This window comes from Micromonospora sp. USAFONa4 (genome assembly GCF_057197825.1).
Genome location: NZ_CM170072.1, coordinates 2,641,205 through 2,653,427 on the forward strand (window position 1 = coordinate 2,641,205; position 12,223 = coordinate 2,653,427).

General features: G+C 76.5%; 10 protein-coding genes. 5 read left to right on the forward strand and 5 right to left on the reverse strand.

The features are described 5' to 3' along the window. Positions 1-32 precede the first annotated feature (32 nt). Genes AC0OO9_RS11370 through AC0OO9_RS11380 form a run of 3 tightly spaced genes read right to left on the reverse strand, consistent with a single transcriptional unit; the run spans position 33 to position 5,238 of the window. The gene (locus AC0OO9_RS11370; protein WP_484517203.1) at positions 33-983 is read right to left on the reverse strand and encodes a DUF3152 domain-containing protein; all 951 of its coding nucleotides are present in this window, start codon (positions 981-983) and stop codon (positions 33-35) included. A gap of 5 nt (positions 984-988) precedes the next feature. Then, positions 989-1,963, reverse strand: coding sequence for an alpha/beta fold hydrolase (locus AC0OO9_RS11375; protein ID WP_484517204.1), 975 nt, complete (start codon positions 1,961-1,963; stop codon positions 989-991). 38 nt (positions 1,964-2,001) lie between these two features. Then, complete coding sequence (locus tag AC0OO9_RS11380) at positions 2,002-5,238, reverse strand: hypothetical protein (RefSeq protein ID WP_484517205.1); 3,237 nt, start codon at positions 5,236-5,238, stop codon at positions 2,002-2,004. Positions 5,239-5,385: 147 nt separating this feature from the next. On the opposite strand from AC0OO9_RS11380, the gene AC0OO9_RS11385 reads away from it, so the two are divergent. Both AC0OO9_RS11385 and AC0OO9_RS11390 read left to right on the forward strand, forming a co-directional pair. Continuing rightward, on the forward strand, positions 5,386-6,024 hold the full coding sequence (locus AC0OO9_RS11385) for a TetR/AcrR family transcriptional regulator (RefSeq protein ID WP_132230849.1): 639 nt from the start codon (positions 5,386-5,388) through the stop codon (positions 6,022-6,024). A 65-nt stretch (positions 6,025-6,089) separates the two neighbouring features. Beyond that, the gene (locus AC0OO9_RS11390) at positions 6,090-6,317 is read left to right on the forward strand and encodes a DUF3107 domain-containing protein (RefSeq protein WP_088960194.1); all 228 of its coding nucleotides are present in this window, start codon (positions 6,090-6,092) and stop codon (positions 6,315-6,317) included. Between the two features lie 61 nt (positions 6,318-6,378). Here the strand turns inward: AC0OO9_RS11390 and AC0OO9_RS11395 are convergent, their stop codons facing one another. Continuing rightward, positions 6,379-7,032, reverse strand: coding sequence for a ferritin-like fold-containing protein (locus tag AC0OO9_RS11395; RefSeq protein WP_484517206.1), 654 nt, complete (start codon positions 7,030-7,032; stop codon positions 6,379-6,381). 316 nt (positions 7,033-7,348) lie between these two features. Between AC0OO9_RS11395 and AC0OO9_RS11400 the strand changes: the two genes are divergently transcribed. From AC0OO9_RS11400 to AC0OO9_RS11410, 3 genes are all read left to right on the forward strand, one after another. Further along, positions 7,349-9,019: a DEAD/DEAH box helicase gene (locus tag AC0OO9_RS11400; RefSeq protein WP_484517207.1), complete on the forward strand. Its 1,671-nt coding sequence runs from the start codon at positions 7,349-7,351 to the stop codon at positions 9,017-9,019. Between the two features lie 177 nt (positions 9,020-9,196). Then, on the forward strand, positions 9,197-10,393 hold the full coding sequence (locus tag AC0OO9_RS11405; RefSeq protein WP_484517208.1) for a class I SAM-dependent methyltransferase: 1,197 nt from the start codon (positions 9,197-9,199) through the stop codon (positions 10,391-10,393). A 134-nt stretch (positions 10,394-10,527) separates the two neighbouring features. Then, the gene (locus AC0OO9_RS11410; RefSeq protein ID WP_091627481.1) at positions 10,528-10,944 is read left to right on the forward strand and encodes a helix-turn-helix domain-containing protein; all 417 of its coding nucleotides are present in this window, start codon (positions 10,528-10,530) and stop codon (positions 10,942-10,944) included. A 52-nt stretch (positions 10,945-10,996) separates the two neighbouring features. On the opposite strand, the gene AC0OO9_RS11415 is transcribed toward AC0OO9_RS11410, so the two are convergent. Next, complete coding sequence (locus AC0OO9_RS11415; protein WP_484517209.1) at positions 10,997-12,076, reverse strand: hypothetical protein; 1,080 nt, start codon at positions 12,074-12,076, stop codon at positions 10,997-10,999. Positions 12,077-12,223: the final 147 nt, after the last annotated feature.

Genomic DNA, 12,223 nt, shown 5'->3' on the forward strand with positions numbered 1-12,223 from the left:
TCAGCCGGTGCCCGACGCCCGATCGCCGCCGGTCAGAGCCGCGGGCCCGCGTACCGGCGACCGTCCCGGTACGGCCAGGGGTTGGCGACACAGCCGTTGAGGAAGAGCGTCTGCTGCATCATCACCGGCGCCACCCGGCCCCGGCCGGGGCAGCGCTCGTGCCGGTGCCCCAACTGGTGCCCGACCTCGTGGTTCACCACGTACGTCCGGTAGACCGCCAGCGGCACCTTGGCGCTCACGAAGTGCGGCACCGAGAGCCGCCAGCGGTCCAGGTTGATGATCACCTTGCCGGGCGCCCGGCACGACGTGTAGGGCTTCCCGCCCACCCGGATGTCCACCCCGCCGGCGGCACACAGCCGGCCCGCCGTTCTGGCCGTGGCGAGGTAGACCGTGAAGTCGTGCCGGGAGGCGGCGCGTACCTGCTGCAACCGCAGCTCACCGTCGACCCAGCTCCCCGGCCCGGCGAGCGCCCGCTCGACGGCGGCGGCGAACTCGCCCGCGTCCTCGCCGGCGCCCGTCTCCACGGCGACCCGGTAGCGGCGCAGCGTGCCCGCGTCACCCAGCACCGGGCCCACCCGGTCGTCGTAGCCGAAGCTGCCCCGGCCCGCCGACGGCACCGGCCCGGGCAGCCGGAGCACGGCCGGCGGTGGCTCGACGGCCGAGGGCGTCGCGGCCGGCGCCGACGGCAGCGGCGAGGCCGCCCCCGGCGCGAGCATCGGCGCGGGAGCCAGTTCCCCGGCGGTGAGCGCCTCCGCCCCGACGTCGGCGCCCCGCCGGTCGGCGATCACCGCGACCGCCGCGCCGACGGCGAGCACCAGCGCGACCAGCCCCGTGAGGCGCCGCCGACGCTCCGGACGGCGGTGCCGCGGGCGGGTCAGGTCCACGCCGCCGTCCCGTGGGGGCGACGTGGCCTGGGCGCGACGGCGGCCCTCGACGGGAGCCGGGGCACGACGGGTCGGGGTGGGGTGACGGGCAGGGGACATCCCGGTCAGCCTGCCATGTCGGACCGCCTGAGGGTGTCCCCCGTTTCGGTGAGCAGGCCCAACACGGCCCGGGCCACCAGGCGCGGCACCTCCAGTTGCGCCACGTGGCCGACCCCGTCGAGCATCAGCAGCCGGCTGTCCGGGACGACGCGGGCCGTCTGCGGGGCCACCCGCACGTCCACCAGCCGGTCGGCCCGCCCGCCGACGACCAGGGTGGGCGCCTCGACCGTCGCGGCGAGCCGCCACAGCGACCCCGACCCCGGCAGGTACGACCGCAGGAAGCTGGAGACCAGTCCCCGGAACGTCCGGACGTACGCGGCGGCGTAGTGCGCGGCCTCGTGCCGCACCCGGATCTCCTCCAGCGCCTCCTCCCGGCGCTGGTCGCAGATCCGGGTGAGGTCTGCCACGCAGGACTCCATCACCTGCTGGGCCATCACCTCGGGCGCGATCTGGGCCAGCCGCCAGGCGGCCAGGCGCTCGCCCCGGGGGATCGCCAGCAGCGGCAGCATCCGGCCCTGCAACGAGCGCCGGAAGTCCAGGAACGGCAGCGCCGGCGAGATCAGGGTCAGGCTCCGGACCAGGTCCGGCCGTACCGCCGCCACCTGCACCGAGACCGCCCCGCCCAGCGAGTTGCCGAACAGGTGCACCGGCCCCCGGCCGGAGTGCTCGATCCAGCGGACAACCCGGTCGGCGAAGGACGGGACGGTGTACCGGCTGCCCGGCTCGCTGCGGCCGAACCCCGGCAGGTCGATGGCCTGCCCGTCGAGGTGGCCGGCGAGCAGGTACGCCAGGTCGGTCCAGTTCTGCGACGAACCGCCGAGCCCGTGCACGTAGAGCGCCGGCTCCGCGCCGGGCCTGGTGGCCGGCGTGTCCCGGACGTACGTCACCGTGCCGTCGAGGCGTACCTCCCGCCCCGGCCAGGGCGGTGGGACGGAGTGCTCGGGAAGGAGGTGGTCCGGCCGCAGGGTGGCGCGCTTCATGACTCCAGTCTGCCCGGGGCCGCAACGACCGGCAGCGCTCAGGCCAGCAGCGCCTCGATCCGGCGGTTGACCGCGGCCAGGGTGGCCCGGACGACGGCCTGCCGGGGGTCGCCGGCGACCAGCGCGGAGCCGACGAGCTGCTCCACCCAGCCGTCGCAGACGAGCAGCACCACGACCGTGGCGACGTCGCAGTTGCCGAAGGGCACCACGGCGGCGTGCTCGACGAAGCAGCGCCCACGGTCGGGGCCGGCGTCGGGGCCGGGCTCACCGCCGCGCAGCAGCTCGTCCACCGCCGCCGCCGCGGCCACCGCGCAGAGCCGCAGCACGTACCCGTCGACGGCCGGCCCGGTCGAGTAGCCGGCGGCGCTCTCCCCGCCGGCGAGCAGGCGTACCTCCACGGTGGCGTCGAGCCCGAAGGTGCTCACCTGGACGTGGTCGATCACCACCCGGGGGCCCACCGCGCCGCCGGTGTCCAGCGGCCGGGACGGCGCGGTCTCCGTCGTCGTCACCTGCCCACCGGAGTACGACGTACCGACGGTCGCCGGGGCACCGGCCGGAGTCCCGGCCGGGGCGGCGGAGACCGAGCCCGGCTCCTCCACCGTGGCCCGGCCCCGGTGCGGGGCGACGGGCTGCCGGCGCCGGCGCGGGGTCTCGGGCGCCGCCTCGGGACGCTGTTCGGCCCGGGTCGACGCGGCCTCCGACGGGCCGCCGGTCACCCTGGCGCCGGGCACCCGGGGCTCGGCGGAGGACGGCTCGGCGGGGCGTGCCGCGACGCCCGCCGACCGGGGGTCGGCGCCGCGCGGCTCCGCCGACCGGCGGCGCACCGGCGGGGCGGGTGCCGCCGGCATGCCCGGCAGGTTCTGCGGCGCGGCGGCCAGCCCCATCCGGTCCTGGAGCAGGCGGGCGACCTGCCGGCTCACCTCGGCCGGGTCGGCCCCGTCGGCAAGGTCGAGCCGCAGGCTGTGCGCGCCGGCCGGGGTACGGCGCAGCGCCGCGTCGCGGACACCGGCCACGCCACGGACGGCGTCGAGGATGGCGTTGACGTCGAAGCCCTCCGGACGCTCCCGCGGCGGGGCGGGCTCGTCCTCGCGGCGCAGATGGGTGGCGATGCGGGCGAGTTCGGGGGTCTCGGCGGGTGGCTCCACGGCTGGCGGCTCCGGCACGACGGGCACGTCCGGCTCGGCGGGGACGCGCTGCGGCAACACCGCCGATGCGGACTCCGGCGCCTGGTCGGCGGCGGCCGGCGGGGCCGCCGGGGCCGGCTCGGGTGCGGACCGGCGGGCCGCGTAGGGGGGTGCGCTCGTCGGGGCGGGCCCGGACGGGGTGCGCTCACGCCGCCCGAACCCGCTGGTGGCGGCCTCGGCGGCGGACTGCGGGCCGCCCGGCGGCCTCGGGTCCGGCTCCGCGCTCTCCGGCCGGAGCCGGAACGGCCGGGTGACCCGGTCCGGGGTGTCCTCGGCACGGGCCGCCGCGGCGGCGGTCTCCGGGGCGTACGCGAGCGGGGGCGCGCCCGCCGGCGCGGGGACCGACCCGCCCGACGCCCAGGCCGGTCGCTCGGTCGGGGCCGGCTGTTCGGCCTCGGGCCCCGTGAGCCGGTCGGCGGCGGGCGGTCGCTCGTACGCCGGTCGGGGCACCGGCGCGGTCTGGGCGACGTCGTAGGGACGGCCGGGCTCGCGGGGCGGGTCGTAGGGGCGCGGAGACACGGCGCGTGACGGCTCGTGCGGTCGTTGCGGCTCACCGGCCCAGGCCGGCGGCTGTTCCTCGCGGGACCGGCGACCGACGGGCTCGGGCTCCTCGCGGGCTCGGCGCCCCGCCGGTTCGGCGTCCTCCCGGGAGCGACGATCCACCGGCTCGGCCTCCTCCCGGGACCAGGGCGGCGCCCACGCGGCGCCCCAGCTCGGGCGGTTCCAGTTCGGGCCGGTCCAGTCCGGTTCGGTGCTCGGCGGCCACTCGGCGGCCGACTGTCGCGAACCGCCCGGTTCCGACCGGGACGACGCTTCCCGGCCGCCGCCCGGAACGTGCTGCGCACCGGCCGCCGGTTCGGCGACCGGGGACCGGTCGGCACCCGGGTCCGCGCCGAAGCCACGCCCAGCCCGCTCGTGCCCTGCGGCGTGCGGCGCGCGGTCCTGGTCGAACCCGCCCGGCGCGCGCTCCTGCTGGAACCCACCCGCCGTGCGGTCCTGATCGAACCCACCCGCCGTGCGGTCCTGGTCGAACCCGGCCGCCGTGCGGTCCTGCTCGAACCCGGCCGCCGTGCGGTCCTGGCCGGGGGCGCCCAGCGTCCGCTCCGCGTGGGGGCCGTCCGGGGCGTGGCCCTGGCCCGGCCGGCTGGCGGCGCGGTCCTGGCCGAACTCCCCCGGTGCGCCGTCCGTGCCGGCGGCGACCGGGTCGGCGGCCCGGTCCTCACGGAAGGCGCGGTCCGCGCCCAGCGCTCGGTCGACGCCGGCGAGCCGGTCGCCGGCCGTCGCGCGGTCGCCGGTGGCGGGCGCGGCATCGACCGGGCGCTCGGTGGGCGGGCGCTCGGTGGGCGGCGGGAAGTGGCGCGGGTCGGGGGCCGACGGCTCCGGCGCGTAGTGGTCGCTCCAGCCGCGCGTCGGGCCGGCGGCCGGCGGGGGCTCGTCGGCGGCGGCACGGTCGGCCGTCGGCGCGTGGAAGCCGGGCGGCACCTCGAAGCCGCTGGCGGCGGTGCCCACCGGCGGGACCTGGACGGCGGGGGGCGCCGACGTCGGCAGCCCCGGCTCCGACCAGCGGTTCTGGCGGCCGGCCGGCGGGTCCTCGGCGGAGCGCCGGACCGGACGGGACTCGGGGTCGGTGAACCCGTGCTGCGTCCCGGGCGGCTGCTCGGCCGTCGGCGCCGGGCGCTGTGCGGGCACCACCAGCCGGTCGTTGCCCGGGTCGCGGCGCTGGTCGCCGGGGATGCCGGGCGGGGCGCTCACCGGGACCTGGCGGTTGACCGGCGCGTCGTCGGCGGCGTGGTCGACGCCGTTGGCGTGGTGGCCGTTGACCCGGGCCGGCGGCTCGGTCGCGGCCGGCGGGCCGGGCAGCGGTGGCGGCAGGTCGCCGTGCCGCGGGGACGAGGCGGCCCAACCGGGGGGCGGCTCGGGCGGACCCCATGGCGAGGCCGGCTCGCGGTGGCCGGAGATCTCCCCGCCCCGGGACCAACTGGCCGCCGGGGGCGCCCACCCGCTGCCGGAACGGGCCAGGTCGTCCTGCGGACCCGTCCCGTCACCGTGCTCCCCCGGGTTGGCGGCACCGGGTTGCCCTGTTTCACTCACCGCGCACTCCTTGGTCGCCCCCGCTGAGGCTACCGTGTGGTGACAGTGGCGATAAGTTACAGCGGCGGGCCAATTCCGCGACGGGTCCCCGGGCCCCGACCGGTTCGGGTGAATTGCCGGCTCGTACGAAGAGACTCGGAGGTTCCCATGACCGCTGTGGGGAACGGTGCCCAGACCGCCGGCCGGCCCACCCGCCTGCCCCGTTCCGCGCGCCGTAAGCAGCTGCTCGCCGCGGCCCAGGAGGTGTTCGTCGCCCAGGGCTACCACGCGGCCGCGATGGACGACATCGCCGAGCGGGCGGGAGTCTCGAAGCCCGTGCTCTACCAGCACTTCCCCGGCAAGATGGACCTCTACCTCGCCCTGCTGGACACGCACTGCGACGCGATCCTCGCGAAGGTCGACGACGCGATGCGCGGCACCAACGACAACAAGGAGCGCGTCGGCGCGTCGGTGCGGGCGTACTTCGACTTCGTCGACCACGAGAGCGAGGCGTTCCGCCTCGTCTTCGAGTCGGACCTGCGCAACGACCCGGCGGTGCGTCAGCGCGTTGAGCGGGTGGAGCAGGGCTGCATCGCGGCGATCACCGACACCATCATCTCCGACACCGGGATCAGCCGGGCGCACGCCGAACTGCTCGCCTCCGGCCTGGTCGGCGCGGCCGAGACCGCCGCGCAGTTCTGGCTGGCCCGTGGCCGGCAGCTGCCCAAGGCCGAGGCGGAGGCACTGGTCGCTGCGCTCTCCTGGCGGGGCATCGCCAGCTTCCCGCTGCAAGGTGAGTCAGCCTGAACATCCGGCCCCGAGATCGGATAGCCTTCCCAACGGCGGCTCTTTCGCCCGAATGAGGAGGCACAGTGGAGGTCAAGATCGGCGTGCAGTACGCGCCCCGCGAGCTGGTCCTGGAGAGCGCGCAGTCGCCGGCCGAGATCGAGCAGATCGTGACCGACGCCTTCGGCAAGGACGAGGGCACCCTCTCCCTGACCGACGAGAAGGGCCGGCGGGTGATCGTGCCGGTCAACAAGGTCGCCTACGTCGAGATCGCCGAGGCGTCGCCGCGCGCGGTCGGGTTCACCGTCCGCTGAGTGGTCCGGTCGGCCGCGACGGGTGACCCGACGATCGCCCGTCGCGGACGCCCGGTCGCGGTCAGTTGTTCAGCCCGGCGGCGGCCATCCGCGTGGCGTGCGCCGCGGTCAGCCGACCGAACAGCCCCGGCACGTCCACCCGACCGCTCTGTGCGACGAGCGCGGTGAGCACCCCCCGCTCGGCGGCGGCCACCCGGCCGGCCTGTGACAGCGCCTCGCCGACCAGTCGCCGCGCCCACATCGAGAGCCGGCCGGCCACCCTCGGATCGGCCTCGACGGCCGCCCGGATCTCGGCGACGGCGAAGTCGGCGTACGACGAGTCGTGCAGCACGTCGAGGACGAGCTGACGGTCCGGCTCGGCCAGGGCCGCGGCGATCTCCCGGAGGAAGTCGTCGGTGATGGCGTCGCCCACGTACGCCTTCGTCACCGCCTCCGCCCAGTCCCTCGGCTCGGTCGAGTCGTGGTACGCCTGGAGCGGCTCGACGTACGGCGCCATGGCGTCGTCGGGCAGCACACCGAGCGCGACGAGCCGGTCGGCCAGCCGCCGGTAGTTGCCGATCTCGGCGGCGGCCATCTCGCCCAGCGCCGCCCGCCGGCGCAGGTCGGGGGCGAGCCGGGCGTCGACAGCCATCCGTTCGAAGGCGAGCAGCTCACCGAAGGCCACCAGGCCGAGCAGGTCGACGACGGCACGGTCGGGCAGATCGGTCGCGGGCACGAGCGCAGGCTACCGCCCGCCAGCAAACCGATCAGAAGTGATGCAGGTCACATGGGTGGCCCCCGGGTGGCGCGTGCGGATGGAATCGGGACGCCTCCGGGTCGGTTCAGGTAGCATGGAGCAGTTGCCGCGGGCGCCGACCTGACCCAGGCTGATCCGAGCGATCAGCCGGCCCGGTCGAAGTGTGAGGCCCGCGGCGCGCGTGCGGCCCGGTCCGGCAGAGGCATTCAGCCGCCGACCGTGTGGCCCGCGCCACACCGAACGCGCCCTGAGGACATGACGGGGCGCACCCACGAGAGGGCACCCCCAAATCCATATGAGCGAGCTGACTCAAGACCTCATGGACGGCCAGGAACTGGCCGCCACCGCTCCGGTGCGCCCGGAGGCACCCACCTTCGCCGAGCTGGGCGCGCGTCAGGAGACCGTCGACGCGCTGGCCGCGGCCGGCATCACCCGCGCCTTCGCCATCCAGGAGTACGCGATCCCGATCGCGATGCGCGGCATCGACATGATCGGCCAGGCGCCCACCGGCACCGGCAAGACCCTCGGCTTCGGCGTACCGCTGCTGGAGCGGGTCTTCGCGCCGGGCGAGGGCAGCGACGGCGTGCCGCAGGCCCTGGTCGTCGTGCCCACCCGTGAGCTGGGCATCCAGGTGGCCAAGGACCTCGCCGCCGCGGGCCGGACCCGGGGCGTCCGGGTGCTGCCCATCTACGGTGGCGTGGCGTACGAGCCGCAGATCGACGCGCTGCGCAAGGGCGTGGAGATCCTGGTCGGCACCCCCGGCCGCCTGATGGACCTGCAGAAGCAGAAGCACCTGCGGCTGGACCGGGTCCGCGCGCTGGTGCTGGACGAGGCCGACCGGATGCTCGACCTGGGCTTCCTCGACGACGTCGAGAAGATCCTGGCGATGCTGCCGGAGGACCGGCAGACCATGCTCTTCTCGGCGACCATGCCGGACCCGATCGTCACCCTCTCCCGGCGCTTCCTGCGCCAGCCGATGACGATCCACGCCGGGCACACCGCCGAGACCGGCCCGTCGCCGCAGACCGAGCAGCTCGCCTACCGCACGCACTCGATGAACAAGATCGAGATCGTGGCCCGGATCCTCCAGGCCGAGGGGCGCGGGCTGACCATGATCTTCACCCGCACCAAGCGGGCCGCCGACCGGGTCGCCGAGGACCTCGACTTCCGTGGCTTCGCGGTCGCCGCCGTGCACGGTGACCTCGGGCAGGGCGCGCGCGAGCGGGCGCTGCGGGCGTTCCGGGCCGGCAAGATCGACACCCTGGTCGCCACCGACGTCGCCGCCCGGGGCATCGACGTCAGCGGCGTCACCCATGTCATCAACTACGACTGCCCCGAGGACCAGGACACCTACACCCACCGGATCGGTCGTACCGGCCGGGCCGGGGCGACGGGCGTCGCGGTGACCTTCGTCGACTGGGACGACATGCCCCGCTGGCGGATCATCGACAAGACGCTGGGCCTGGACATGCCGGAGCCCGCGGAGACGTACCACACGTCCCCGCACCTCTACACCGACCTGCACATCCCCACCGACGTCAGCGGCACCCTGCCGACCGCCGAGCGCACCCGCGCCGGGCTGTCCGCGGAGGTCGAGGAGGACCTCGGCGGCGGACGGTCCCGCCGGGGCGAGGGCGGCCGGGGCTCCCGGCGCGGCGAGCGTGGCGAACGCGGCGAGGGCCGTGGTCGCGGCGAGCGCCGCTCGGACCGCACCGGCGCTGCGACCGGCGCACCGGAGGCCGACGCGCCGACCGACACCGCCGAGGACGGCCCCCGCGTCCCGCGTCGCCGTCGGCGTCGCCGCGCCGGCGAGACCGTCGCGGGCGAGCCGGCCACGGTGATCACCGCCGAGGCCACCGAGGCCCCGGCCGCCGCCGAGGGCGAGGCCGCGAAGCCCCGCCGCCGCCGGCGCCGTCGTGGTGGTGGCTCCGCCGCCGGTACGCCGGCCGAAGCGACCGCCGACTGACCGACGTACGTCACCCGAGATCCCCCGGACCGGTGCACCCGGTGCCGGGGGATCTCCTCGTCCGGGCCGTGATCCGCGGGCTGGGCGGACGCGACAACACCGGCGAGACCCCCCCGCCGGACACCGCCGCCGGGACGCGTGCCGGGCAGACCGCCGGTCGACGAGGAAGATGGAGCAATGCCCGAACCACTGGACGCCGCCCTGACCGAGGTCCGGGCACTGCTGCTCGACCCGGCGCTCACCCGTGCGGTGGCCGCCGGGCGCCGGCGTGGACACCGCCCCTCGATGGTCCGCGCCGAACTGCGGCCGGTCGCGCTCAAGGCGGGCCCCCGGTTGCAGATCTCCACCTCCGACGGCTCCCGCCCGTACACCCGAAACGTGGCCCCCGGCCCGGAGGCGGACGCGGCGGTGGACGCGCTACTGGCCGAGCCGTTCGGCAACTGGCACGTGGAGACGGCCGACGCGACGCTCCAGCTGCGGGTCACCAAGTCCGGCGAGGCGCAGGTGCACCGGGCCGCTGCGGCCCGACCCGCCGTCGAGCCGGGTGGGCACGACCGGGCGAAGGAGTACCTGCTCGACCCCGGTGACCCGATCTTCACCGATATCGGCGGCTCGGCGGCGAAGCGGCGGCAGGTCGACGCGTTCCTGCGGGCGCTCGCGGCGACCCTCCCGGACGACCTGACCGGCCCGCTGCGGGTGGTCGACCTGGGCTGCGGCAACGCGTACCTGACCTTCGCCGCGTACCGGTGGCTGGCGCAGCGGGGGGTCGACGTCGAACTGGTCGGCGTGGACGTCCGGGAGGACCAGCGGCGACGCAACACGGAGCTGGCCGAGCGGCTGGGCTGGGCCGACCGGGTCAGCTTCGTGGCCGGCACGATCGCCGAGGCCGTCGTGGAGCCCGCCCCCGACCTGGTGCTGGCCCTGCACGCCTGCGACACCGCCACCGACGAGGCGCTGGCCCGGGCGGTGCGCTGGCAGGCCCGCTGGGTGCTCGCCGCGCCGTGCTGCCACCACGACGTCGCGGCCCAGCTGCGCGCGCGGCCGGCCCCGGCCCCGTACGAGCTGCTGACCCGGCAGGGCATCCTCCGGGAGCGCTTCGCGGACGTCCTCACCGACGCGCTGCGGGCCGGGCTGCTCCGGCTGCACGGCTACCGGGCCGAGGTGGTGGAGTTCGTCGACTCCCGGCACACCCCGCGCAACCTGCTCATCCGGGCACGCCGCACCGGCACCGCGCCCACCGCCGCCCAGCGGACGGAGTACCGGGAACTCGTCGACCAGTGGGCGGTCACCCCACGGCTGGCGGCGCTGCTGCCGCCGGCGCCCGCGCCGGACGAGCGTGGTCGAGCGGTCACGGAGACCGCCGGCCGCGTGTGATCCACGCCATTCCGCAGGGTGCGGAGTCCCGCTCACGAGACGGTCTGGTCGATCAGTCAACTGTTTCGCTGCCTTTCCGTACTACCCTCGGAGGCGCACCGCCGGGTGCCGGTCGGGAGGGAAGACCCGCAGGGATGGGTTCCGTAGAGGTTTCTCCGCAGATGGCCTTCGCACGTTTCGTACGGCGCGCCATCGACGACGCCCGCGAGGAACGCGGCTGGACCGTCACCGACCTGGCGTCCCACACCGGCGTCGGTCGGTCGACCGTGTTCCGTTGGCTCGCCGGAGACTGGCAGGACTACCCCGAGCTGGCCAAGGTGCGCGGCTTCTGCGCCGCGCTGGACCTGCCGGTCGCGGCCGCGTTCCGCGCGCTCGGCCTGCCCGACGCCGGTCCCGCGCCCCGCCGGCGCGTCGACGACGGCCCGGTCGAGGCGGACGTCCGGGTGATCCTGCAACGGCTGGCCGACCCGACCGTGCCGGCCGAGGAGAAGCACCACATCCGCGACCTGCTGCGCTACCTGGCCCGCCGCCCCATCCGCCGCGCCGGCTGAGCGCCCACCAGCGGAAACGTGCCTCACCCGGCTTCGGGCGGCATCCCCGAGGTCAGGGCACGGTGAGCGTGAACTCGGCGGTGCGCACCACGCCGGCGACCTGGAAGTCCAGGTAGAGCCGGTACCGGCCCGGGTCGGGCGTGGTCACCCAGAACGTCACCGCCCCGTCGACCGGCTGCGGATCGGGGTGGACGTGCAGGTAGCCGAGATCCCCCTCGCGCAGGGCGACCAGGTGTCCGTACGCGCCGAGGTAACGCTCCAGCGCCGGGGGCCCGCCGGCCGAGTCGACACGGAAGGTCAGCGGCACGGTCACGCTGGCCTGCGGGGTGCCCTGGTAGTTGACGGTGAAGCCGTCGACCGTGGCCGAGGACGCCGGCTCCGGCAGCGGCCTCGGCTGATAGCCGCCCGGCGCGGTCAGGTCCACCCCGAGGGTCACGGCGGTCTGCCGGCCGTCGTCGGCGAGCGCGGTGAAGTCGGCGTACGCCCGCCAGACGCCCGGCTGCGGCAGGGTCAGCGGCACCGACCAGGTGCCGTCGGCCGCCATCGTGGGGTGCAGGTGCTGGTAGCCCGTCAGGTCGCGACGTACCACGATGAGGTGCATCGGCTTCTCGTGCACGACCGCGAACCGGGTCACCGGGCGGCGTTGCGCGTCCCGGACCAGGAAGCGCAGCTCGCCCGCGCGGCCGGCGGTGAACGCGGCGGTCAGGGGGGTGAGCGTGTAGCCCGCCGAGCTGATCGAGAGACCGGCGGCCTGCGCCGCCGCGGCCTGGTCGACGCCGTGCTCGTGGGCGCCCGTGCCCGGCGGGTGGCTGTGGCCGGTGAGGGCGCTGTCCGGCCCCGCCGTCGCGGACGGGCCGCCGCCGTTGAGCCGACCGAGGCCGAAGCCGAGCAGGACGGCGAGCACCAACCCGCCGACGACCAGCGCCAGCCGGACGGTGCCGCGGTCCGGCACGGCCGACACGTGCTCCGGCCCGGCGGGCGCCTGCTCCGACGAGACCGGCGCCTGGTCCGGCGCGGCCGGCGCGCCGTCGGACGCGGTCGGCACGTGCTCCGGGGCGGCCGAGGCGTGCTCCGGCGCGGCCGACACCCGGTCAGGCACCGCCGCCGTCCCGGTCGCGAACGGGCTGCTCATCGGTCATGCCGCCCACGCTACCGCCCGTCGGCACCGCGCCGGCCAGCCGGTGGCGCGGCGTGGCGACGGTCGCAGTCCGCCCCCGCCGGGAACTTCCCCGACCGGTCCGGTCACGACGCCGGGCAGCCGGCGGTGGGCGGGCGGCGC